Annotated in this window: 24 protein-coding genes; 20 read left to right on the forward strand and 4 right to left on the reverse strand. The window is 27.4% G+C overall.

All coding sequences use genetic code 11. The features are described from left to right. Positions 1 to 44: 44 nt before the first annotated feature. The 4 genes from BUA70_RS02770 (at position 45) to BUA70_RS02785 (ending at position 3,762) form a co-directional block, all read left to right on the forward strand. A complete protein-coding gene (locus BUA70_RS02770; RefSeq protein WP_072892785.1) occupies positions 45 to 1,286 on the forward strand; it encodes a tetratricopeptide repeat protein in 1,242 nt (413 codons plus the stop codon). A gap of 18 nt (positions 1,287 to 1,304) precedes the next feature. Beyond that, positions 1,305 to 2,483, forward strand: coding sequence for a beta-aspartyl-peptidase (gene iadA, locus BUA70_RS02775; protein ID WP_072892786.1), 1,179 nt, complete (start codon positions 1,305 to 1,307; stop codon positions 2,481 to 2,483). A 92-nt stretch (positions 2,484 to 2,575) separates the two neighbouring features. Beyond that, positions 2,576 to 2,890 (forward strand): thioredoxin, encoded by a 315-nt coding sequence (trxA, locus tag BUA70_RS02780; protein WP_072892788.1) that lies wholly within the window; start codon positions 2,576 to 2,578, stop codon positions 2,888 to 2,890. A gap of 14 nt (positions 2,891 to 2,904) precedes the next feature. Next, positions 2,905 to 3,762, forward strand: a complete 858-nt coding sequence (locus tag BUA70_RS02785; protein ID WP_072892791.1) for an NAD(P)/FAD-dependent oxidoreductase — start codon at positions 2,905 to 2,907, stop codon at positions 3,760 to 3,762. 47 nt (positions 3,763 to 3,809) lie between these two features. On the opposite strand, the gene BUA70_RS02790 is transcribed toward BUA70_RS02785, so the two are convergent. Together BUA70_RS02790 and BUA70_RS02795 are read right to left on the reverse strand one after the other, a co-directional pair. Beyond that, positions 3,810 to 4,412 carry a cell wall hydrolase gene (locus BUA70_RS02790; protein WP_083573437.1) on the reverse strand — a complete coding sequence of 201 codons (603 nt, stop codon included), beginning with the start codon at positions 4,410 to 4,412 and terminating at the stop codon, positions 3,810 to 3,812. 68 nt (positions 4,413 to 4,480) lie between these two features. Beyond that, on the reverse strand, positions 4,481 to 5,443 hold the full coding sequence (locus BUA70_RS02795; protein ID WP_072892793.1) for a hypothetical protein: 963 nt from the start codon (positions 5,441 to 5,443) through the stop codon (positions 4,481 to 4,483). A 163-nt stretch (positions 5,444 to 5,606) separates the two neighbouring features. Between BUA70_RS02795 and cdaA the strand changes: the two genes are divergently transcribed. From cdaA to buk (BUA70_RS02845), 10 genes are all read left to right on the forward strand, one after another. Further along, positions 5,607 to 6,461 carry a diadenylate cyclase CdaA gene (cdaA, locus tag BUA70_RS02800; protein WP_072892796.1) on the forward strand — a complete coding sequence of 285 codons (855 nt, stop codon included), beginning with the start codon at positions 5,607 to 5,609 and terminating at the stop codon, positions 6,459 to 6,461. Next, positions 6,431 to 7,675, forward strand: coding sequence for a CdaR family protein (locus BUA70_RS02805; RefSeq protein WP_072892802.1), 1,245 nt, complete (start codon positions 6,431 to 6,433; stop codon positions 7,673 to 7,675). The genes cdaA and BUA70_RS02805 overlap by 31 nt, the downstream gene beginning before the upstream one ends. A gap of 184 nt (positions 7,676 to 7,859) precedes the next feature. After that, positions 7,860 to 10,028 (forward strand): 1,3-beta-galactosyl-N-acetylhexosamine phosphorylase, encoded by a 2,169-nt coding sequence (gene gnpA, locus BUA70_RS02810; protein WP_072892804.1) that lies wholly within the window; start codon positions 7,860 to 7,862, stop codon positions 10,026 to 10,028. Positions 10,029 to 10,191: 163 nt separating this feature from the next. Then, positions 10,192 to 11,544 (forward strand): carbohydrate ABC transporter substrate-binding protein, encoded by a 1,353-nt coding sequence (locus BUA70_RS02815; protein WP_072892806.1) that lies wholly within the window; start codon positions 10,192 to 10,194, stop codon positions 11,542 to 11,544. A gap of 65 nt (positions 11,545 to 11,609) precedes the next feature. Beyond that, entirely contained in the window at positions 11,610 to 12,497 is an 888-nt protein-coding gene (locus BUA70_RS02820; protein ID WP_072892809.1) for a carbohydrate ABC transporter permease, read from the forward strand. Between the two features lie 21 nt (positions 12,498 to 12,518). After that, entirely contained in the window at positions 12,519 to 13,364 is an 846-nt protein-coding gene (locus BUA70_RS02825; protein WP_072892811.1) for a carbohydrate ABC transporter permease, read from the forward strand. A gap of 193 nt (positions 13,365 to 13,557) precedes the next feature. Further along, positions 13,558 to 15,168 (forward strand): NAD(P)/FAD-dependent oxidoreductase, encoded by a 1,611-nt coding sequence (locus BUA70_RS02830; protein ID WP_072892814.1) that lies wholly within the window; start codon positions 13,558 to 13,560, stop codon positions 15,166 to 15,168. A gap of 318 nt (positions 15,169 to 15,486) precedes the next feature. Beyond that, positions 15,487 to 16,572, forward strand: coding sequence for a butyrate kinase (gene buk, locus BUA70_RS02835; protein ID WP_072892817.1), 1,086 nt, complete (start codon positions 15,487 to 15,489; stop codon positions 16,570 to 16,572). Then, the gene (ptb, locus tag BUA70_RS02840) at positions 16,569 to 17,477 is read left to right on the forward strand and encodes a phosphate butyryltransferase (RefSeq protein WP_072892819.1); all 909 of its coding nucleotides are present in this window, start codon (positions 16,569 to 16,571) and stop codon (positions 17,475 to 17,477) included. Before buk (BUA70_RS02835) ends, ptb begins: the two co-directional genes overlap by 4 nt. 21 nt (positions 17,478 to 17,498) lie before the next feature. Next, the gene (buk, locus tag BUA70_RS02845) at positions 17,499 to 18,569 is read left to right on the forward strand and encodes a butyrate kinase (RefSeq protein ID WP_072892821.1); all 1,071 of its coding nucleotides are present in this window, start codon (positions 17,499 to 17,501) and stop codon (positions 18,567 to 18,569) included. Positions 18,570 to 18,685: 116 nt separating this feature from the next. Here the strand turns inward: buk (BUA70_RS02845) and BUA70_RS02850 are convergent, their stop codons facing one another. Beyond that, positions 18,686 to 20,131 carry an arylsulfatase gene (locus BUA70_RS02850; RefSeq protein ID WP_072892824.1) on the reverse strand — a complete coding sequence of 482 codons (1,446 nt, stop codon included), beginning with the start codon at positions 20,129 to 20,131 and terminating at the stop codon, positions 18,686 to 18,688. A gap of 271 nt (positions 20,132 to 20,402) precedes the next feature. Continuing rightward, entirely contained in the window at positions 20,403 to 21,653 is a 1,251-nt protein-coding gene (locus BUA70_RS02855) for an exo-beta-N-acetylmuramidase NamZ family protein (RefSeq protein ID WP_072892826.1), read from the reverse strand. A 261-nt stretch (positions 21,654 to 21,914) separates the two neighbouring features. On the opposite strand from BUA70_RS02855, the gene BUA70_RS02860 reads away from it, so the two are divergent. From BUA70_RS02860 to BUA70_RS02885, 6 genes are all read left to right on the forward strand, one after another. After that, a complete protein-coding gene (locus BUA70_RS02860) occupies positions 21,915 to 22,748 on the forward strand; it encodes an AIM24 family protein (protein WP_072892828.1) in 834 nt (277 codons plus the stop codon). A gap of 12 nt (positions 22,749 to 22,760) precedes the next feature. Further along, the gene (locus BUA70_RS02865; protein WP_072892830.1) at positions 22,761 to 23,126 is read left to right on the forward strand and encodes a hypothetical protein; all 366 of its coding nucleotides are present in this window, start codon (positions 22,761 to 22,763) and stop codon (positions 23,124 to 23,126) included. A 469-nt stretch (positions 23,127 to 23,595) separates the two neighbouring features. Next, complete coding sequence (locus tag BUA70_RS02870) at positions 23,596 to 23,961, forward strand: DUF2089 domain-containing protein (protein WP_072892832.1); 366 nt, start codon at positions 23,596 to 23,598, stop codon at positions 23,959 to 23,961. Positions 23,962 to 24,036: 75 nt separating this feature from the next. Beyond that, positions 24,037 to 24,462: an SHOCT-like domain-containing protein gene (locus BUA70_RS02875; RefSeq protein WP_072892834.1), complete on the forward strand. Its 426-nt coding sequence runs from the start codon at positions 24,037 to 24,039 to the stop codon at positions 24,460 to 24,462. Between the two features lie 11 nt (positions 24,463 to 24,473). After that, a complete protein-coding gene (locus BUA70_RS02880) occupies positions 24,474 to 24,731 on the forward strand; it encodes a hypothetical protein (protein WP_072892836.1) in 258 nt (85 codons plus the stop codon). A 28-nt stretch (positions 24,732 to 24,759) separates the two neighbouring features. Continuing rightward, entirely contained in the window at positions 24,760 to 25,758 is a 999-nt protein-coding gene (locus BUA70_RS02885; RefSeq protein ID WP_072892838.1) for an ABC transporter ATP-binding protein, read from the forward strand. The last annotated feature ends 9 nt before the right edge of the window (positions 25,759 to 25,767 follow it).

Consider the following 25,767-nt stretch of genomic DNA (forward strand, 5'->3'; position numbering starts at 1 on the left):
GCTTTATAAAAAGTGATTTATTTTTTGGAGGATTAGTATAAATTATGTCAAAGACTAAGTATGAAAAAGCTTTAAGATTTTATAACAAAGGAGAATTTGATAAAAGTTTAAGTATATGTGATGAAATTATTTGTGAAAATCTAAAAAATTCATCTGCATTAAATCTTAAAGGGATAATATGGTATATAAAAGGAAACTTAAAAGAAGCGGAATATTGCTGGAACATTAATGTAGAATATAATAATGATTTAATGGCAAAGGGGTATTTAAAAGACTTAAAGATAGATAGAAATAGATTAAAGGCTTATGATGATACCTTACCACTTATCAAAGAAGGAAAATTTAGTGAAGCCATAGAAAACTTAATATTTTGCTCAGAAACTGATTTTAATGGAATAAATGTAGGAAATGGATTAGCTTTTTGTTATATGAAAAAAGGTGAATTAATAAAGGCTAAGGAATGTATAGAAAAGGTTCTTTCATTAAATCCTAAAGATGATGTAGCATTAAAAACATTAAAAGAAATTAATCATTTAGGAAATTCTAATAAAATAAACTATAAAAAAATTATGAAATTTTCATCTATAGGATTAGGAATAATAATATCTGCTGGAATTATATATTTTTCAGTAAATATCTATAAAAATAAAATTCATAATATAAAAGCTAAAGAACAAATAGCTGAAGAGGAAAAATTAGTTACTGAAGAAAATAATAATGAAAATAAAGAAGATATATCTACTAAAGAGGAGAGCAAAAAAGAAGATACAAAAACTTTAAATATAAACAAACTATTAGAATACATAAACAATAAAAATTATGATGAAATAAATAATATATTATTAGAGTTTAAAGATAAAGAAACTTCTGTTGATGATAAAATTGTTTTAGATCAAGCAAAAAAATTAATGGATGATACAGGAGTAGAAGCTATATATAAAAAAGGTGTAGATAACCTAAAAGAAAAAAATTATAAAAATGCTATAGATAATTTTAGTACTGCTCTTTTATATAGTGATAATAGTTATTTAAAGGGACATATAATATATATGCTTGGAAATTGCTATGAGAATAGTGATAACTTTAAAGAAGCATTAAAATATTATGAAAGATATATAAAAGAATATCCAGGGAAAGAGTATTATTCAGAAGTTCTTTATAAATTAGCTGTACTATATGAGAATGTTGATATTAATAAAAGTAAAGATTATGGGGAAAAAATAAAAGATAAGTATAGAAACAGTATGTATTATAATGATGTGATTAGAAGCATATTAAAAAAATAATATTTAGGAAGTGATTCAATGATAACAATAATAAAGAATGTTAGAGTTTTATCACCAGAGGATTTAGGCATAAAGGATATAGTTTTATTAGGATATAAAATAGAAGGGATATATGATAGTATAGCTATTCCAAAAGATTTTCTAAATATAGAAGTTATTGATGGAAAAGATAAAATAGCAGTACCTGGATTTGTGGATTCCCATGTTCATATAATTGGTGGTGGTGGTGAGGGAGGATTTAAAACCAGAACTCCAGAAATAGGATTAAGTGAATTTATAAAAGCTGGTATAACTACTGCTGTAGGATGTATAGGAACTGATGGAGTATGTAGAAATATTAGGGATTTAATAGCTAAAGCAAGGGCTTTAGAAGAAGAAGGTATAACTACTTACTGCTATACTGGTTCTTATGATATTCCGGTAAAATCTTTAACAGAAAGTGTTAAGTCTGATATTATGCTTATTGATAAGATTATAGGAATTGGGGAAATAGCTTTATCAGATCATAGAAGTTCACAAGCCACTTATGAACAATTTGCAAATATAGTAGCACAGGGAAGAGTTGGTGGACTTCTTTCTGGTAAAAGTGGAGTAGTTAATGTGCATTTAGGTGATGGTGCAAGAAAGATGGAGTTTTTATTTAATCTTATTGAAAATACTGAAATACCACCTAAGCAATTGTTACCTACTCATGTAAATAGAAGTAGAAAATTATTTAATGTAGGAGTTGAATACACAAAAAAAGGTGGATTTATTGATTTTACTACTAGTTCTGATCCAGACTTTTTAGAGGAAGAAGAACTATTAGCCAGTGAAGCTTTAAAATTGAGCTTAGAGAAAGGTGTACCATTAGAAAATATTACTTTTTCCTCCGATGGAAATGGAAGTATGCCAATCTTTAACAAAAATAGAGAGTTTGTAGGACTTGGTATATGCTCTGTTTCTTCCTTATATAGAGAAGTAAAAAGAAGTGTTTTAGAATATAAAATACCATTAGAAGGAGCAATTAAAGTTATAACTTCTAATGTAGCAGATGTATTAAAGCTTAATTCTAAAGGAAGAATATCACAAGGTAAGGATGGAGATATTATTCTTTTAGATAAAGAAACTTTAGAAATAAATACTGTAATTGCAAAGGGAAAAACAATGCTTTTAAATTGTGAACTCTTAGTAAAAGGAACCTTTGAGAAAATTTAAATATTTGTAAAAATCATTGACCTTTTTCTTTCAAAAGAATATAATACTATTAAAGAAAATACCCAACAGGGGTATTTAAGGAGGAAATGAGTATGGTTAAACAAGTTAGTGACAATGAATTTAAAGGCGAAGTTTTAGAACATGAAGGTGTTGTATTAGTAGATTTTTGGGCTACTTGGTGTGGACCTTGTAAAATGATTGGACCAGTAATTGATCAGTTATCAAATGAAGTAAAAGATGTTAAATTTGTAAAAGTTGATGTTGATAAGAATCCAGTAGTTTCAAATACTTTACAAATAGCTAGTATACCAACACTTATGATGTTTAGAGATGGTAAATTAGTTGATAAGGTAGTAGGATTTAGACCTAAAGCTGAATTAGAAACTATGATAAATAAACATCTATAGAATAAATGGTGAAAATGATGGAAAGATATGATATTGCCATAGTAGGAAGTGGTCCAGCGGGGTTATCTGCTGCAATTAACAGTAAAATTAGAAATAAAAATATAATAATATTTGGGAATAATGATTTAAGCTTTAAACTTATAAAAGCTCCTAAAATCAATAATTATTTAGGATTTTTTAATGTTTCCGGAAATGATTTGAAAAATCACTTTAAAGAGCATATTGATTCTATGGGCATATCAATAACAGAAGAAAGAATAAACAATATATACGCAATGGGAGATTACTTTGCTTTAATGGTAAATGAGAAAATTTATGAATCAAAATCTGTAATATTAGCAACAGGAATAGAGTATACAAGGCCTATTGAAGGTGAAGAGGAGTTTATTGGTAAAGGTGTGGGATATTGCGCTACATGTGATGCTCCACTTTATAAAAATAAGGTTGTTACCATAGTAGGGTATAATAAAGAGGGAGAGGAAGATGCAAATTACGTTAGTGAATTAGCGTCAAAAGTTTATTATATACCGATGTATAAAGGGGAACTTTCTTTAAATAATAACGTAGAAGTTATTAAAGATGTACCCTTTAGAGTAGAGGGCAACTCTAAAGTTGAAAAGCTTATTTTAAAAAATAGAGAAATAGAAACAGATGGACTATTCTTTTTAAGAAATAGTTTATCACCAGCACAACTAGTACCAGGATTATTAGTTGAAAATGGTCATATATCAGTAGATAGATTGATGAATACTAATATTTTAGGATGTTTTGCTGCAGGAGATTGTATTGGTAAACCATATCAATATATAAAAGCTGCTGGCGAAGGGCAAATTGCGGCTCTAAGTGCAGTAAGTTATTTAGATTCTAAGTAAAAAATAAGAACACAGATTTTTCTGTGTTCTTATTTTTTGTATAGAATTTAGATTTGGAAAAATACATGTCTTCCTATAGTTTTAATATTTTTCTTTTCTATTTGTTTCATCCAATTACAAGTTGAACTTTTAGGATTATAAAAATATAAGGCCCTATTTGATGGGTCATATCCTTTAATAGCTTCCATAACTGCGTCATAACATTCTTTAGTAGGCGTTACGGATATTTTGCCATTAACAACACAAGAAAATGCATTTTTTTGTTTTATAACCTTTTCTATTGTTGAAGGAAAACCAGGGGATACGGCTCTGTTTAAGATAACAGAAGCTACAGCTACTTTTCCTTCATAAGGTTCACCTTTGCTTTCTGCAAAAACTATTTGAGACATAAGATTTATATCTTTATCTGTTAGATATAAAGTTCTATTTTCATGGTTAAAAACTTCTACAACAGTTTCTTTTTCATGATAAAGCTGAGATATGTTGTTGTTTAAATCGCCATCTAATGGTGTTTTATAACTAGGATCATAATCTTCAGCTATTGTTAACTGAGGCTTATTAGTAGAAATTTCTGTAGCCTCTACCTTAATAGGTAATGATGTAATTGATAAAACAAAGAGGAAGAATATAAAAGTTTTAAATTTAATCATAAAAAACCTCCTTTAGATTAAACCTCTTCCAAAGTAGTTTAACCAAAAGAAGGGTTTTAATACAAAAATTATTGAGAATTTATAAATTCATTATAAAATGTTTTAAATGAATCAAGACTAGAATTAGTTTTCTCATAATCTGTATTTACATTTGAGTAATCTATCTTATTAAAAGCTTCTTCTTCTTTTAAAGATTCCATTAAAGAATCTAAATAAACTTTAGCATTATCTAATACTATTTGAAATTTTTCAAAGCATTCCATTCCTTGGGAAGGAACAGACATAGAATTAAAATCATTTATTAATAAATTGAGAGATGATTTTTTTTCTTTTACATTATCTATTATTACACCAATATCCCTTTTATCTTCTCTAACTTTTTCTATTGCAGGTATTAAATCTTCTATTATAGGATTTAATTTGCTAATGCTATCATCTAAAGAACGAATAAACTCATTATTTTTAGATGAATTTATTTTAGAATCTCTATTTATTTTTATAATTTCATTTATATATGTTTGTACAGCATTATAAAAATCTTCACCAGAAGAAGTTAAAGAAGGATTTAAACCATATTTTGAGCAATATAAATAATTTTTATTAGTTTCATCTAATAATGAATATAAAGAATCTAAAGAAACTTCAATATCATTTGAGGATGGATTTTGGAGTAAAAGAGAAGTTTGATTACATAGTCTTAAATTAGAATCTAAGGATGCATCTAAAGAATTAAATACATCTTTATATTTATCTGAAATTTTAAGATTCTTTAAATTATTTTTTAAAGATGAAAGATTATTTATATTGTCAGATAAAATACTTACTGCTACAGAAGTATCTAAAGAAGAATTTTTTATTGCTAGTTTTAAATTATCGTTGATAGAATTAATATTTTTTGAAACTTTCTTAGCATTTTGAAAATCTTTATTTAACCTACCATTAGAAAATAAATAAATTGGTATTATGAAAGTTAAAATGGCAATAATCCATAATGGATATTTTTTGAAATAGTTTATTAAATTTTCTTTCATAAGTATTCCTCCTTTTCTATTTAATTTATATTCGTATAAAATCAGATTATTACATGGTAATATTATTTTTAAATTTACATTTTATATTTTATAAATATATGTTAAGAAATCTATCAATGGTGTATAATTTTAATAAAGCAGATAGATGTTAGGGGTGAAATAATTGCACGATGTATTTATAATGTTAACTAACTCAATAAAGAATATATCTATATGGTCCATATTAGATATAATAGTGGTTTCTTTAATATTTTATAAAGGTTATGTACTAATAAAAGAAACAAGAGCTGAACAACTTTTAAAAGGAATTGTACTAATATTGATATTAATACCTGTCAGTTATTTATTAAGACTTGATATGCTTTATTTTATATTAAGTAAAACTATAACTATAGGTGTTTTAACTATTATAATCATATTCCAGCCAGAAATAAGAAGAGCTTTAGAGCATATAGGTCGAAGTGCTTTTGAAGATATACATGTTTTTCAAGATGATGAGGCCTTAGATAAAGTAGTTACAGAAATAGTAACAGCAGTAGAAAATATGGCATCAACTAAAACAGGAGCATTAATAGCAATAGAACAAAGCACTAGATTAGGAGATGTTATTCAAAACGGAACAATATTAGATGCGAAAGTATCGTCTGCTTTATTAGAAAATATATTTGTAGTTAATACACCACTTCATGATGGCGCTACCATAATAAGAAATGATAGAATAATTGCATCAGGATGTGTTCTTCCTTTAACAAGCAATACAAATATAAATAAGAAATTAGGAACAAGGCATAGAGCAGCAATAGGGCTTTCAGAAAACTCAGATGCTTTAGTTATAGTGGTTTCAGAAGAAACGGGAACTATTTCTTTAGCGGTTAATGGAAGATTAACTAGGAATTATGATAAAGAAAAATTAAAAAATATACTTACAAAAATAGTTAAAAATAGAAGAGATAAAAAGGTTAAGACTTTAGGAGAAAGGGTGAAAACATGGATATTACAAGTAAAAAGAAAGATTTGATAGTTAGATTAATATGTCTTATTCTATCTTTTGGTCTTTGGCTTTATATAACAAATGTTGAGAACCCTGTTAAGGATTATAAATTGAACAAGGTACCAGTTCAAATATTAAATGCAGATTCTTTAAAAGAACATAAATTAGTTTTGGCTCCTAATCAAAGTTTTTATGTTAGTTTAAATGTAGAAGGACCAGCAACTGATGTTTATAAAATAACTCCAGATCAGTTTAAAATAAATGCCAATCTTGCAGGATATGCCTTGAAAAAAGGTGAAAATCAAGTGCCAGTAGAAATAGTTAATTATCCTTCTAATATAAGTATAAAAAACAATAATTATCTAAGAGTAACTATAATATTAGATGAATATATAGAAAAGAGTGTTCCGGTAAAAAGTAATGTAAAAATAAATACAAAACAAGGATATTATGCAGGAGAGGCTCAGATAAATCCAACTACCGCTACTGTGTCTGGTCCATCTGAATATGTAAATAAGGTTAAAAATTTAGTAGTAGATGGAGATATAAAAAATGCAGATAATAATATTACTATAAATGTACCATTGAAGCCTGTGGACGAAGATGGAAAGGAAGTACAATATGTGACTATAGATCCTAAAAGCGCAGAAGTTACAGTTCCATTATCTAAAGGTAAACTAGTAGCAGTGAATGTTCCAGTTCAAGGAAATCTTCCAGAAGGTTTAGTCCTAAAGGAAATAGTGCCATTAGAAAGTAAAATAGAACTTTTAGGAGACGAATCAACTTTATCTAGTATAAATACAATAGATACCGAACCTTTAGATTTATCTAAGATAAATTCTTCTACAGAAGTTAATCTACCTCTTAAAATTCCTAATAACTTAAAGGTAGCTAATAATTCTAAGACAGTTAAGGTGAAAGTATCTGTAAATAAAATTATAACTAAGGATATATTGAAAGATATAGTAGCAAGTGGACTTTCAGAAGATCTTACAGCAAAATTAGATCCATCTAAAATTACAGTTACTGTAAGTGGACTTGAGGATGATATAAATAATTTAAAAGGTGATGATATATCAGTTACTTTAGATTTAGCTAATCAAAAAGAAGGAACAGTTTCCTTAAGTCCTAATATAGAAAACAAAAATAATAAAATAAAAATAGTGAAATCTAACCCAGAATCAGTAAATGTTATAATAGAGAAAAAACAACAACAGCAAAATCCATCAGAAAAACAATAAATAAAATTTTAATATTATAATAAAAATATTACTTAAGAAGTATATATAAATTATATGCTTTTTAAGTAATTTTTTTTATGAAAATATATAAAATTTTAATATAAAAGAAATAGTTTTTTAATTAGAAGCATGAAAATTATTGTAATAAAATCTATTGTTTTTATAGATTTAAGGAGGAGTTTTTATGAATAATAATTTAAGAGGAAGGGTTACAATTCCTACAGACTCTAATATTACAGATGACATAAAAAGAGCTATAAACCTTTGGGGAGCAGATGCTATAAGAGACTGTGATGGAACTAAATTAGATGAATCTATATTAAATTTAGGAGTTAAAGTTTATTCAACATACTTAACAACAAGAAGTGATCAAATTTGGGCTAATAATAACAAAGATGAACTTCAAGAGCTTTATTTAATGTCAGAACCTTCTATAGCAAAAAGTGAATTACTAGAAATAGATATAATGAAAGGATATTACAAAGAACAATTTAAAGTTGATACTATTCATGATGAGAAAAAATGGTGGCAAGTTATAGATAGGACTACTGGTAAAACTATAGAAAATAACAAATGGATATTAGATAAGAAAAATATGAAAGTGATAATAAAGGATGCTACCTTATGGCATGAATATACAGTGAATTTTTTAGTATATATGATTTGGGATCCTACTCAAATGTACAATCATATAACTAATAATTGGGGAGATAAACCTCACGAACTTCCTTACGATTGTAGGCAACCTAAAACTCAAAAACATATTTTAAATTTATTAGATAATTGGTTAGAAAATAATAAGGATGTAGATGTAGTAAGATTTACAACATTCTTTTATCACTTCACTTTATGTTTTAATGAAGAGGCTAAAGAAAAATTTGTAGATTGGTTTGGATATAGTTCTTCAGTTAGTCCATTAGCTCTTGAGGAATTTAAAAAAGAAAAGGGATATGAATTAAAGTCAGAGGATATAGTAGATGAAGGGTATTATAATTCACCATTTAGAATACCTACCAAGGCTTTTAAAGACTATATAGATTATCAATCTAAGTGGGTAGCAGCTCTTGCTAAAGAGATGGTTGATAAGGTTCATTATGCTAATAAAGAAGCTATGATGTTTTTAGGTGATAATTGGATTGGAACTGAACCTTATGGTAAATACTTTGAAAGTATAGGTATAGATGCAGTAGTAGGATCTGTTGGTAATGGTACAACCTTAAGAATGATTTCTGATATACCAGGAGTAAAATATACAGAGGGAAGATTTTTACCATATTTCTTTCCAGATGTTTTTAAAGAAGGAGGAAAACCTGAAGAAGAAGCTTTAGAAAATTGGATACAAGCGAGAAGAGCTATTTTAAGAAAACCATTAGATAGGATAGGATATGGAGGATATTTAGGTTTGGCGATGAAGTTTCCTAAATTTTTAAAAACAGTAGAGAAAATATGTGATGAATTTAGAGAGATTCATGAAAATATAAAAGGTGATAAAGCTTATACCCCTAAATTTAAGGTAGCCATATTAAACTGTTGGGGCAAACTTAGAAAATGGCAAACAAACCAAGTAGCTCATGCCTTATGGTATAAAGAAATATATTCTTATGTGGGAGTAATTGAATCTTTAAGTGGAATGGCTTTAGATATTGAATTTATAAGTTTTGATGAAATTAAAAAAAATGGAATTCCAGAAGATATAGGTGTAATTATAAATTCTGGTGATGCCTATACTGCTTGGAGTGGCGGAGAATACTGGAAGGATAGTGAAATACTTGAGAAGCTAAGAAAATGGGTAAATGATGGTGGTGGATTTATAGGAATTGGAGAACCAACTGCATATCAATATGAAGGAAAATATTTTCAGCTAAGTGACGTTTTGGGAGTAGATAAAGAAATCGGATTTAGCCTAAGTACTAGAAAATATAATAAGCTAGAACAAAATCATTTTATTATAGAAGATTTAAAAACTAAAATAGATTTTGGAGAAAGTATGAAATCTATATATACAAAAGGAGATAACAGTAGAATATTAGCTATGGAAAAAGGAGATGTAGCTCTTAGTATTAATACTTATGGAAATGGAAGAGCAGTTTATATAGCAGGACTTCCATATAATGATGAAAATTGTAGATTACTTTTAAGAGCTATTTATTGGGCATTTAATAAAGAAAATGATATGAAAAAATATTATGTTTCTAATGAAAAAACAGAATGTGCTGTTTATGAAAAAGTAAATAAAATGGCAATAATAAATAATAGCAAGGAAGAACAAGAAACGGAAGTTTACATTAATGGTAAAGTAGATAGAAAAATTAAATTAAATCCAACGGAAATAAAATGGATTAATATAAAATAAAATATATTTTATAGATTTTATTTTTTTTAATTTCTACACTTAAATAAGTGTAGTTTTTTTTTGTTTAAAAATAATTATTGATAAAGCTAAAAATAATTTAGTTATGAATTATAAAAAACTATCATAATATATAGCAATATACCATAAAAAAGGGGAGAATGATATGAAAAGGAGTTTTTTAAAGGTTTTAACTGCTACTGCATTAGTAGCTATTTTAGGATCTGCTTTTATAGGTTGCGGTAATACTCAATCAGAACCAAAGGAACAGGAAGGAGAAAAGAAAGAGCTAAATATAGCAATTTTTGAAGGTGGCTATGGAAAAGACTATTGGGAAGAGATAGTTAAAAAGTTTGAAGGTGATAATCCGGATGTAAAAGTTAATATGGAGATTAACCCTAAGATAGGTGATATTATAAGACCTAAAATTACATCAGGAAATCCACCAGATTTTATTTATCTAGGGTCTAATAATGAATCAGGAATAGCTCAAGCTCTTATTAAGGACAAAGCTTTAGAAGATTTATCAGATTTATTTGAAAGTGATGATCCTGATGGAGGAGGAAAGCTTAAAGATAAAATACTTCCAGGATTTTTAGATAATAATTTAACATCACCATATGGAGATGGAAAAGTATACTTAGCACCACTTTATTATGGAGTAACAGGACTTTGGTATAATTCAGAGTATTTTAAAGAAAAAGGTTATGAGGCTCCAGAAACTTGGGAAGAATTTTTTGCATTAGGAGATAAAGCAAAGGCAGATGGAAAAGCTTTATATACTTATCAAGGATTAAATCCTGGTTATAATGAAGCTGTTATGATATCTTCATTAGCATCAGTTGGAGGACAAAAATTAGTTGATAATGTTCTTTCATATGAAGAGGGAACATGGAAAACTGAAGAAGCACAAAAAGTTCTAGGTGTTTTTAATGATATAGCTCAAAAAGGATACTTATTAGATGGAACAGTAGCTATGAATCATACACAAGCTCAAACAGAGTTTTTACAAGGAAAAGCTTTATTTATACCAAATGGAAACTGGTTTGAAGGTGAAATGAAAGATGCTATTCCAGAAAGTGGATTTAAATTTGGTTTTATGCCAGCACCAGCATTTAATAAAGGAGACCAACGCTATGCAATGTCTATGATAGAAGAAATGTATATTCCAAAAGCAGCTAAAAATAAAGATTTAGCAAAAGAGTTTTTAAAATATCAATATAAAAATGAAAATGTAAAATTAAATGCAGAAAAATCTGGCGGAGTAGTTCCAATTAAAGGTGGTATAGAGTTAGCAAAACCATATTTACCAGAATCAAATTATAATTGTTTTATGGTATTTGAAAATGGAATAAAACCTGTATTCCAAGATTTTAAACCAACACCAAATGTTGAAGTAAAGGTTTATGATGAAATTTACAATCCTATTGGAAGTTTAATGAATAAAGAAATTACAGTATATCAATGGACAGAAAGAATAGAAAGTGCTACAGCTAAGGTAAGAGAAGCTCAAAAATAATAAATTTAATTGTTAGGAAGGTATAAAAACCTTCCTAACTTAATAATTAAGGGGTTGATAATGCAATGAAAGACAAAAAGTTTAAAATATTTTTAGCTGTATGCGTATTACCTGCATTTTTATTATTCTGCTTCTTTGCAGTTTATCCTGTAATAAAAGCCTTTAAAATGTCTATGTATAATTGGAGTGGATTATCATCAAGTGCAGAATTTATAGGATTTGATAATTTTAAAACGCTTTTTAGTGATGGAGCCTTTTGGACTTCATTTAAAAATAATATATTTTTTCTAGTATTTTTTCCTTTGATAACAATTATTTTCTCAATGATTTTTGCAATAATATTAACTCAAAGTAAGCTTCGTGAGAAAAGTTTATATAGAGTAATTTTCTTTTTTCCTAATGTTTTATCTATGGTTGTAATAGGAGTATTATTTACCTATATATATGATCCATCTCTTGGAATTTTAAATTCCTTTTTAGATTTTATTGGACTTAGTACATTAAAACATGCTTGGCTTGGTGAAAGTAATACAGTTCTATGGGCCTTAGTATTTACTATGGTTTGGCAAGCTGTAGGATACTATATGGTGATTTATATGGCGGGATTAGATTCTATTTCACCTGACCTTTATGAGGTTGCAGATTTAGAGGGAGCTACACAAGTTCAAAAGTTTAAATTTGTAACATTACCATTACTTTGGGAGGTTGTAAGAGTAACATTAGTATTTTTTATTACTAATGCATTGAATTTAAGTTTTATATTTGTAAAAATTATGACTAATGGTGGACCAGATGGAAAATCAGAGGTTCTTTTGACTTATATGTTTAAACAGGCCTTTAGTAATACAAATTATGGGTATGCTATGGCTATAGGTGTTGTAGTATTTATATTTGCCTTAGGACTTGCTGCCATTGTAAATAAAGTTACAGAAAAAGAAAACATTCAGTACTAAGTAATAGGATGTGATTATATAATGAAAGTTAAAAAAAATAGAGATAGTTTTAAAACATGGATATTAAGAATGATAATGCTATTTTTTACCTTAATAGTAGCAGTACCTTTAATTTGGAATATATCCTCTTCTTTAAAAACAAGCAAAGAATTTTTAAAGAATCCTTGGGCATTACCAAATAGTTTTTTTGTGGAGAATTATTTAAATGCTATTACAAAGGCTAATATGGGAGAATACTTTTTAAATTCCATATATGTTACAGTATTAGGACTAATAATTTTAGTGGCTTTAGCAGTACCTTCTGCTTATGCGTTAGCAAGACATAAATTTTTTGGCAAAAAAATAATAAAAACAGTTTATATGGCAGGACTATTTATTCAATCTGTTTATATAATAGTTCCATTATTTTTGATAATGAATGGATTAAAATTAACGGACAACCTTACTGCTTTAGCGTTAGTTTATGCTGTTCTTAGTTTACCATTTTCAATTTATATTCTAATAAGTTTTATGAAAACTCTGCCTAAAGATTATGAAGAAGCTGCATATATAGACGGCTGTAGTAATTTTCAGATGCTTTTTAAAATAATAGTTCCATTAGCTAAACCAGGCATAATAACAGTGATTATATTTAATTTTATGGGATATTGGAATGAATATGCTTTAGCTACCACATTAATATTTTCAGAGAAAAAAAGAACATTATCAGTAGGGCTTCAATATTTAATGGAGCAGCAAAAATTTGCTACTGATTGGGGAGCTATGTTTGCAGGGCTTGTTATAGTTATGGTCCCAACTATTATTATATATTGTTTAGTTCATAAAAAGCTAACAGAAGGAGTTAGTATAGGGGGAGTTAAAGGATAGGTTACTATTAAATTATGATTTACATGATATAAACTAATAAAACTTTTATATGGAGAAATTTTTTAGTCTAAACAAAAATAATAAAAAAACATCTTAAGTGAAAATTCACTTAATGATGTTTTTTATTTGTTTGTTCACAAAGAGAGATTAATATGATAAAATCTTTAGACATTAAGAGTATGGAGGGATTTTTATGCCTATTAGAATAAATAATATAACTTTGGATATAGAAGAAGATATTTCTTTGATAAAAAAGAAAGTTTCTAAAAAATTAAAGATATCTGAAAAAGAAATAAAAGATTTAAAGATAATAAAAGAGTCTTTAGATGCGAGAAAAAAGAATACTATAAAGTTTAATTATTGCGTAGACATTGAAGTTGATAATAAGGATGAAGTAAAAATAGTATCAAAACTTAATGATAATAACGTGAGAATAGAAGATAATAGTAGTCTTGAAAAAATTTCTTTTGGAGAAAAAAAGTTAAGTAGTAGACCAATAGTTATAGGGTTAGGGCCAGCAGGATTATTTTCTGCCCTTATGTTAGCTAAAAATGGTTATAAGCCTATTGTCTTTGAAAGAGGAGAGGATGTAGATAAAAGAACTATTACTGTTGAGAAATTTTGGAGTAATGGAATTCTAGATAAGAATAGTAATGTGCAATTTGGGGAAGGTGGAGCAGGTGCATTTTCAGATGGAAAGTTGACTACAAGAATAAAAGACCGTAGATGTGATTTTATATTAGAAGAGCTTGTAAAGGCTGGAGCGCCAGAGGAAATTATTTATAAAGGTAAACCTCATGTTGGAACTGATATTTTAAAAGGCGTAGTTAAAAATATAAGAGAGAGAATAAAAAAATTAGGTGGAGATATATATTTTTCATCAAAGTTAGAGAATATAATACATAAAGACGGTAAGATAGTTGGAATAGTTGTAAATGGTAATGAAATACCTTGTGAAAGTTTAGTATTAGCAATAGGACATAGTTCAAGAGATACCTATGAAATGCTTCATAAATCAGGAATATATATGGAGCCAAAGTCTTTTGCAATAGGGGTTAGAGTAGAGCATCCTAGAGAACTTATTGATGTGAATCAATATGGAAAATATGCTAATCACCCAAAACTAAAAGCTGCAGAATATAGATTAACACATACTTGTAAAAATTCGGGAAGAGGAGTTTATTCATTTTGTATGTGCCCAGGTGGCGTAGTTGTTGGAGCTTCCTCAGAAGAAAATAGATTAGTTGTAAATGGAATGAGTTATCATGCAAGGGATAAGGAAAATTCAAATTCTGCTTTAGTAGTAACTGTTGATCCTAATGATTTTACAGGCACATCAGCTTTATCTGGTATGGAATTTCAAAGGCATTATGAAAAATTAGCTTTTGATTTAGGTGGAGGAGGATATAAAGCTCCACTTCAAAGAATAGATGATTTTATAAAAGACAGAAAAACTAAAATGCTAGGAAACGTAAATCCTTCTATTAAGCCTGGATATGAATTTGCAGAGCTTAAAAACTGTTTACCATCATATGTTTCAGAATCATTACTTGAAGGATTTTGTGCCTTTGATAAAAAAATAAAAGGATTTGGCAGTGGTGATGGAATTATGACAGGAATAGAGACAAGAACATCTGCACCAGTTAGAATGAGTAGAAATGAAATATTAGAAAGCATTTCTTTAGGGGGATTATATCCAACTGGAGAAGGAGCAGGTTTTGCAGGGGGGATAGTTTCAGCGGCAGTAGATGGAATAAAGGTATCAGAAAGGATAATGGAAAAGTATTCACCTTTAGAAAGATAATTGAATAAAATTTTTTAAAATGGTGGAGAATTAAATAAGAGAATTATTAATTTAGCCTATTTAAAAATTTCATAAAAAGCTGTATATATGCAAAAAAAATTATAAATATATACGGCTTTTTACAAAAATAATTATCAAAATATAAAAAAAATTCAATAAGCTTTAATAAATTAATATAATAAGTTGTTAATAATTTTCTGAAAATTTAGGATTTCAGATTTTTTTTTGTTAAAATATAAAAGAGGGTATAAATTGGTAATAGAATCTTGAAATCGCTTAAAAATGATAATAATTTAACGGTTGTAGGAGGAATTTATTATGGTCAAAAACTTAATATTAGCTATCAATCCAGGTTCAACTTCAACAAAGCTAGCTATTTTTTCAGGAGAAAAGATGTTAGAGGTTGAGAACGTATCTCACAAACCAGAGGAATTAAGTAAGTTTAAAAATATTTATGATCAAAAGGATATGAGAATATCAGTAGTTGAAAAGTGGCTTAAAAGTAAGATTGACCCAAAAGATATTGTTGCAATTGTAGGTAGAGGTGGCCTTTTAAGACCTATGCCAGGTGGTACTTATGAAGTATCAGATCAAATGATTGAAGACTTAAAAATTGGATATCAAGGAGATCATGCTTCAAACCTTGGCGGAATAATTGCTAAAGAGTTATCACAGAAATTTGATGTACCTGCTTATATAGTAGATCCTGTATCTGTAGATGAAATGGACGATTTAGCTAGATTTTCTGGCACTCCATTAATCAAGAGAAGATCTTTAGTGCATGCTTTAAACATAAAGGCGGTTTGTAGAAAAGTTTGTGATAAAATTAACAAAAATGTCAAAGATTCATCCTTTGTAATAGCTCATTTAGGTGGAGGTATTTCTGTAGTACCAATGAAAAATGGAAAAATAATAGATTGTAGTAATGCTATTCAACAAGGCCCTTTTTCACCAGAAAGAGCAGGCTGCATTCCTAATGGAGATTTTGCAAAATTGTGTTACAGCGGTAAATATACTTATGATGAAATGAAAAAGAATTTAATAGGACGTGGTGGATTAGTTGCTTATCTAGGAACTAATGATGCAAGAGAAGTAGATAAAATGATAGAAGATGGTAATGAGGAAGCAAAATTGGTATTTCATGCTATGGCATACCAAATAGCTAAAGAAATAGGAGCCATGGCAACAGTACTTAAAGGAAAAGTAGATAGAATTGTTTTAACTGGAGGATTAGCATATGATCCATACTTAGTTGAATGGATAAAAGAAATGGTTAGTTTTATCGCTCCAATGGAAATTGTGCCAGGGGAAAATGAAATGTTGGCACTTGCTCAAGGAGCATTGAGGGTAATAAATGGAGAAGAAAAAGCTAAAGTATACGAAGATGAGGTGCAATTAGAATGAGTAAAAATTTTGAAGAACTATTCAGTAAATTATCAACATTAAAAATGAAAAAAGTTGCTGTTGCAGTAGCACAAGATGAACCAGTCTTAGAAGCTGTAATGGCAGCTAAGAAAAAGGGAATAGCAGATGCCATATTAGTTGGAAATAAGGAAATGATTAAAGAAGTAGCTAAAAAAATAGATATGGATTTAAGTGGGTTTGAAATTATAGATGAACCTAATAATAAAAAGGCTGCATTAAAGGCAGTTGAATGCGTATCTAGCGGAAAAGCTGATATGGTTATGAAAGGTCTTGTTGATACAGCTACATTTTTAAGAAGTGTTTTAGACAAAGAAATAGGGTTAAGATCAGGAAAACTTATGTCTCATGTTGGAGTTTTTGAGATAGAAGGAATAGATAGACTTATATTTATGACAGATGCTGCATTTAATATTGAACCAGATTTAAAGGCTAAAGTAGATATTATAAATAGTGCAGTAAAGGTTGCTCATGGATGTGGTATAAAAACTCCAAAGGTAGCACCAATATGTGCTGTAGAAGTTGTAAATCCTGATATGCAAGCTACTCTTGATGCAGCAGCTTTATCAAAGATGAATGATAGAGGACAAATAAAAGGATGTATAGTAGATGGACCTCTAGCCTTTGATAATGCATTATCATTAGAAGCAGCTCGTCATAAAAATATTTCAGGAGAAGTTGCTGGACAAGCTGATGTATTTGTATTACCTAATATAGAAGCAGCAAATGTAATGTATAAATGTTTAACATTAACATCAAAAAGTAAAAATGGTGGAATATTAATGGGAGCAGCAGCGCCAGTAATATTAACATCAAGATCAGATAGTTTTGAAACAAAAGTTAATTCAATAGCACTTGCAGCGCTTGCAGCAGAAACAGCTAGATAATGCACTTAGGAGGAAAATATAATGTCATATAAATTATTAATAATAAATCCAGGCTCAACTTCAACAAAAATTGGTGTTTATGAAGATGAAAAACCTATTATAGTAGAAACTTTAAGACATTCAGCTGAAGAGATAGGAAGATATAATACAATATATGATCAATTTGAATTTAGAAAAGATGTTATATTATCAGTTTTAAAAGAGAAAAATTTTGATATCAAAACATTAAATGCAGTAGTTGGTAGAGGTGGTATGCTAAAACCAATGGCTAGTGGAACTTATTTTGTTAATAAATCCATGCTTGAGGATTTAAAAAATGGAGTTCAAGGACAACATGCCTCAAATTTAGGTGGAATTATATCTAATGAAATAGGTAAAGAATTAAATATACCTGCATTTATTGTAGATCCTGTAGTTGTAGATGAAATGGATGATATTGCTAGATTATCAGGAGTTCCAGAAATTCCAAGAAAGAGTAAATTTCATGCGTTAAATCAAAAAGCAGTAGCAAAAAGATATGCAAAAGAAATAGGAAAAGATTATGAAGATTTAAACTTAATAGTAGTACACATGGGTGGAGGAGTATCTGTAGGAGCTCACTTTAAGGGCAGAGTTATAGATGTTAATAATGCATTAGATGGAGAAGGCCCATTCTCACCAGAAAGAGCAGGTGGAGTACCTTCTGGTGATTTGGTAAAATTATGCTTTAGTGGTAAGTATAATGAGAATGAGGTTTACAAAAAAATTAATGGTAGAGGTGGTATGGTAGCATATGCTAATACTAATGATGCTAGAGTTATAATAAATAAATCTCAAGAAGGAGATAAAGAGGCTCAATTAATCTATAATTCTTTTATATATCAAATATGTAAAGCTGTTGGTGAATTTTCAGTAGCATTAGAAGGAAAAGTTGATGCCATATTATTAACAGGTGGAATAGCTTATAGTGATATTGTTACAGGAGATATTAAACGTAAAGTATCATGGATATCAAAAATAGCTGTATTTCCTGGTGAAGATGAATTACTAGCTTTAGCTCAAGGTGCTATTAGAGTATTAAGTGGAGAAGAAAGTGCTAAGGAATATAAATAGTAATTTATAATATAAACTTACTTATATAAAAATACCTATTACATTTTTGTAATAGGTATTTTTATATAAATAATAATTCTTAATTTAAAGGATTATCTAAAATAACAGATTATTAATTATGATAAAGTTTTATTTAATACTGATTTAGGAGTTTTATCAGGTATTAATTTATTATTTTTAACATAACCTTCCTCTCTGTCTTTTAACTCATATATTAAATAATTCCTAAGAATGGTTAAAATATTATTATATTTAGGGACATTTGATAAATTATAAAGTTCTTTTTCATCATCTTTTAAATTAAATAATTGTTCTTTCCCTGTTTTAGAAAACCATATATATTTATAATCTTTAGTAACTATAAATTGATTAGAAAGATCTCCTAAGGAATGTTCACCATGAATATAATCATGAATTTTTCCTTTATTAAACATAATTTTTTTTACACTTTTACCTTCTACAGTACTAGGAATACTTAAATCACATAAATCTAAAAGAGTTGGCATTATATCTCTAAGTTCTACTAATTCGTTAAATATTTTATTAGTCTTTATATTTAATATGTTAGAGGGGTCATAAATTATAAAAGGTACTTTCGATGAGCCTTCATAAGGAAGACCTTTTCTGAAAAAATTATGATCTCCTAATAAGTCGCCGTGATCTGAAAGAAAAACAATTAAAGTATTATCTAAGCAATTATGCTCTGTAAGAGCCTGCAAAAATCTACCTATTTGGCTATCTATGTGAGTTATACTTCCATAATAAGCGGCCTTAGCTCTTTTTAACGCTTTTTCTGAAATTTTTCCTTGAATGCAATTAATATCAAGTCCATCATCATTAGAATAATTTATATCTTCCCAATCTCCAATGTATGGATTTTCAATCTCTGAATCTTTATACATATCAAAATAATATTTTGGAGGATCTAAAGGAGAGTGAGGACGAACAAAAGATAATGTTAAAAAGAAAGGTTTTGTAGGATCTTTTTTTCTTAGGAAATTAATACCCTCAGCAACTACCCAGTTAGTTGGATGAAGATTTTCTTCATACATCCAAGGTCTTGCAACCCAAGAATTACATTCTAAGCCATTATCATTTATATCAAAATCAATGCCCTTTTTCTCCTTTAACCAATATAAATAATCATCTGTACAATAAAATTGACTTTTAAAAGGTTTTTCAAAGTTTCTGCTATTATGTAGATATCCATCATGAAGAAGTATATTATGAAATCCACAAAGGCTCCTTTCTGGATAAACATGCATTTTACCGATACATTGGGTGTGATAACCGTTGTTTGAGAATACTTCAGCTAGATAATTTTTATAGTTCCAAGGAATAGAATCCATATAACCAACTCTACCATGGGTTTTAGGTGATAAACCTGTTAAAATAGATGCTCTTGCAGCAATGCAACTAGGCACTGCTGAGTATGTTTTATCAAATAAAAAACCATGTTTAACCATCATATCAAGGATAGGTGTTTCTATAGATGAATTTTTTATTCCTAGGCAATCTGATCTCATTTGATCAACCATAATAAATACAATATTTTTCTTCATAAATTTCACCTCAGAAAAATTATAATTTTATTATTAAAATTTTGTATTATATAAATTAATATTTTAATAAAAAATATCTTATATTTAATAATTTGCAATCTTAATACTATATTATTAAATAATATAAATTTCTATAACAATTATAAGTCTAATATATAAAAAGTGATATGAAAAATAGTATATTATCCTTCATACCACTAAAAGTTTTATAATATTTTATATTTACTAAAAATCTTAAATTTATAGATTTTTAAACTTTAAATCATTAAAATTATTTATATAATAGATAAGATTCTCTTTCTTTTTTAAACTTTTCTAAAGAGTATAAATAACTATTTATAATATCATTAGGACTTTTCTTATTTATAAGAAGTTTTGAAATTTTATCTGTTCCCATAATTTTATCAAAAATAGGTATTTGACCATTATCTTTAGGTATATTTAAATCCATAGTTCTATTTGCGTTAGCCAATATATAAATACCGGTTAAAAGAGGATTAAAGGTTTTATAATCATCAATTATAATTCTAAAACCACTTTTATTTTCTTTATTTGATATAGCAAAAGAAACTCCAGGTAAAGAACTATCATGAAGAGTTTTAACTAGTTCTTTTGAATTTAAGTTTTTTCCACCAAACCATGTAAAATAATCATCCATACCAATACCACTAATTCCTTCACTAATTCCTGTAGTTGCATATGAAAAGCAACTTTCAATAGTTGGTATGTTAGGAGAAGTAGGGATCCATTCTAAGCCTGTATCCATCCATAACATGTCTCTACTATAACCTTTCATAGGTATAGTAGTTAATTTGCAATTTATATTTCTATTAAAAAATGATGCTAATTCTGCTATAGTCATTCCGTGAATAATAGGAATATTATCCACTCCTAAGAAGGATTTAAATTTATCTTCTAAAATAGGTCCTTCTATTAAATATCCTCCTAAGGGATTAGGCCTATCTAAAACAATTACTTCTTTATTATATTTTTTAGCAGTTTCCATTACATAATACATTGTAGAAATATATGTATAATATCTAACACCTATATCCTGAATATCTATTATAAAAGTATCTATATTTTCTATCATATCTTCAGATGGTCTTCTAGTTTCTCCATATAAACTATAAACTGGAACATTATATTTAGGATGTATGTATGATTTTACATATTCTCCAGCTGGGGCAAGTCCATTTAATCCATGCTCAGGAGCAAATAAAGCTGTTACATTATAATCTTTTTGTAATACATCTATAATATGCTTACCATTACTATTAACGCCAGTTTGATTAGTTAAAATTCCTAGTTTCTTATCTTTTATAAGATTATTATATTTATCTGTAGTTATTAAATCATCACCTAGCAAAACTTTATTTATAGTTATACTATTATCAGATTTTTCTACATTAAGATAATTTTTACTTTTAGAATTTATAATGTATGTTAATAATATTCCTAAAACTAATATAGAGATTAATGATATAACAAAAAATTTGCTTTTTAGTAAATTAGAATTCACTTAAACGAGCCCTCCTTTATAGTATAAATGTTAATTTAATTTATAAAAAGTTAACAAAATATTTATTAATTCCTATTATAACATCTTTTTTAATTAAAAAATTAAAAAACTATTAAATAATATCTAATTTTTTCAAGATAATTTACAGATAACTGTCATTAAATAACTATAATTATTAATGAATTATGAAAAATTATGTTTTAAATCAATTGTTATGATAAAATAATATAGATGGTTAATAATGGTTAGTAGGTGAGGAAAATGATAACATCTTTAAATATAACAAATAAATTAACTGTATTATCAGAAATGAAGGGAGATTCTACTTTTCAAGTGCTTCAATTTGATGAGCTTAAAGGTGGAAAGGATATAGATAATTCGATAAAGTTAAAATTTATGAGTGATGCAGGAATAAGATTAAAACAAGTAAGGGTAATTTTAGATAATAGCTCTGTAAGGTTAGAGCCAGGTGCTTTAAGTTATCTTAGAGGAGATATTCAAATAAAGAATAAATTAGGTGGAGTTGTTGGAATTGGTAAAAAAATATTTTCATCTAAGGTAACTGGAGAAAGCATTTTTAATCCCTTATATAAGGGTACAGGAGAATTATATCTAGAGCCATCATTTGGACATTTTGCATTAATAGAATTAGACGATGAGGAAATAATTATTGATGATGGATTATTTTATGCATGTGAAGACACAATAGAAATTGGTGCAACTATGCAAAAAAGTATTTCATCTATGTTTTTAGGAGATGAAGGAGTTTTTCAATGTAAATTAAGTGGAAGTGGTATAGCTGTTTTAAATATACCTATTCCAGAAAATGAAATATTTAAATGTAAACTCTTTGAAGATACATTAAAAGTTGATGGTAATTTTGCTTTATTAAGAACTGGAGATATAGAGTTTACTGTTGAAAAAGCTGCAAGATCTATTACAACATCTGCAACTAGTGGAGAGGGATTTTTAAATGTATATAGAGGAACTGGAGAAGTGTGGCTTGCGCCAACTCAAGCTATATATAAAACTTTAAAAAATAAAGGCTTAAAAACAATGGCAGATCCTAAAGGTAAATCTCATACAGAAGTTTAAAGAGGTATAATTGTGATAAAAAAACAATTTAAAAGATTACTTTTGTTATTACTTATAATAATGATAATTGGTAAAGCCTTTAGTTTAAATTATAATTTAAAAGAAAAAGTAAAAGATTCTTCTATAGAGAAAATATATGTACTTAATAATAATTTTAATGATGAAGTTATAACTAATTTTAAGGAAATAATTAATTATGGTATATTAGATTATTTAATTCCTATATTAGATATCTTAATAATAGCTTTAATAGATTTACTATTAATTAAAGTAATAAAATATTACTTTAAAATTTTAGATAAACGGCAAAAGATAAGAAACAATTTAATTTCTTATTATAATGGGAGCAAATTTAAAAGAATAGCTTACCTTAAATAGATTATAAATAATCTGGAGGTGAGCTAAATGGAAGCAGAAAATATAACAGTTATTGTATTTATAGCGTTTTTTATAGTTGTAAGTATTTATGGTATTTATAAAAGTGAACAATTTAAAAAACAACAAAGTAGAAAAAATAAATAATTAATTTAAAAGTTAAAAACTATGAGATTTTTATAATTTATATTTAAATCTCATAGTTTTATTTTTATGAAAAGTTAAGAATGTTTTATTATATTGAGCTAGAAAAGAGGGAATTACATGAAGAAAAACTTAATATCAAAAAAGAATTATTAGATAAAATAGAAATATCATATAGGTTTAGAATTCATATTTACAATTTTAATTAATATTATTAATGTAGATATTAAATATATTAATTAAAATCATATAAAAAATTAAAATAATTAATATTTATGTTTACAATAAGAGGTTGTTGGAATACAATGTTAATTAAGGAGGGGAAAAAATGTTTAAAGTATTAAGTAAATGCCCAGTATGTGATGGAGATTTAATTGTAACTAAACTTAAATGTGGAAATTGCAATACAATAATAGAAAATGAATTTATTTTTTCAAAGTTTGAAGGCTTATCTAATGAGCAATTAAAGTTTATAGAAGTATTTTTAAAGTGTAGAGGGAATATAAAGGATGTAGAAAGAGAACTTGGAGTTTCTTATCCTACAGTAAGAGCAAAGCTTGATGATGTAATAAGTGCTCTAAACTTAGGGCGTACTGAAAAGTCTAAAGAAACTTCAAAAAATAATAATAAAATTTTAGATATGTTAGAAAAAGGTGAAATAAATGCAGAAGAAGCAATGAATATGCTTAAATAAATTTTAGTTGTATAAATAATTCTATAGCTAATAAAAATAAATTTTCTGTATAGAAAGGAATTGGAGGAGTAATTTATGAAATCAGAGGTTTTAAGAATATTAAAAATGGTAGAGGAAGGAAAAATAGATTCAGGGGTAGCTTCAAAGCTAATAGATTCCCTTGAGGATAAAACAGAGGAAAATAATAACCAAAGTAAAATATCAAATAAAGAAAATGTAGAAAAGGTCTACAATGAATTTGTGTCTAATCCAAAATTAGAGGGAGAAAAGATGCTTTATGTTTTTGTATATGGCAACGGAGATAATAAAGTTAAAGTAAAATTGCCAATTAAATTTATAAAAGCAGTATTAGGAGCAACTAATAGCGAAAATATACCGGGACTAAAAAATACAGGAGTAGATATTGAGGTTATAAAAAATGCAATAGACAATGGATTAGAAGGAAGAATAGTTGAAATAGAAAGTGAAGAAGGGGATACAGTTATTATTGAAATAAAATAAGGTGATTTATTATGAGAATTATAGTTAAGAGTAAAGGAAACAAAGATATAAAGGTAATGTGTCCTATGTGTTTTATCCGATTTTTTATAAGATTTGGATTTTTATTTAGTAAATGTTCTGCAAAATATAACAAATATGAAAAATATTTAAATATAGTAAATCCTAGAATATTAAATAAAGAATTAAGACAATTAAATAGAAAATATAAAGGGCTAACAATAGTAGATATTGAAGATAACGATGGTGATGGTGTTAAGATTATTCTTTGAAATTAATTAAAGGGGGTAATTTGAGGGTATGGAGAAAATGGTTCAAGTAAATAATGTAAGAAAGGTCTTTATAAATAAAAAGAAAAGGTTTTTTCGCACTATAGAAACTAACGAATTTGTAGCGGTAGATGGAGTAAGTTTTTATATAAATAAAGGAGAAATATTTGGACTTTTAGGGCCAAATGGAGCAGGAAAAACTACAGTTATAAAAATGATAATTGGTCTTTTAAGACCATCATCAGGTAATGTTTTAATTAACAATATTGATACAGAAAAAGAACATCTTAAAGCTTTAAAACAAATAGGAAGTGTACTAGCAGGAGATAGGAGTATTTATTGGAAACTTACAGCAAGGGAAAATTTAGAATACTTTGCAAGTCTTTATGGATATTCCGCCAAAGAGGGGAAAAAGAGAACTGAAGATATTTTAAATAAATTAGATTTAATGGAAAAAGCAGATATAACAGTAGAGAAGTTTTCTACTGGAATGAAACAAAAAGTGGCTTTGGGGAAGGCATTAATTCCAGATTCTCCTATTCTTCTTTTAGATGAGCCTACCTTAGGATTAGATCCTCAATCAGCACTTAATTTAAGAGAAATAATTATAAGCTTAAAAAATGAGGGAAAGACAATACTTTTGACCACTCATTATATGGAAGAAGCAGATTTCTTATGCGACAGAATTGCTATTGTAGATAATGGCAAAATCATTTCTTTAGACACACCAGAAAAATTAAAAGAATCTATAAGTGATTTAAAATCAATACAAATAGAATTAGATCATATAAATGATGAATTTATAAATAATCTGAAAAATATGGAGTATGTTACTAATATCATCAAAGAATATAGCTCAGAAAAAAATTGCTATAAGATTACTATTCAATACAATACAGAAGAAGAAATTATACAAGAAGTCATAAATATACTAGGAGAAAGTAAGACTAATATAAAGAATGTAAATGTTTTAAGACCTTCTTTAGAAGATGTATTTATAAAATTAACTGGTAAAAAGTTAAGAGAGTAGGTGAAATCT

The sequence above is a fragment of the Clostridium fallax genome (assembly GCF_900129365.1).
Classification (GTDB): domain Bacteria; phylum Bacillota; class Clostridia; order Clostridiales; family Clostridiaceae; genus Clostridium_AH; species Clostridium_AH fallax.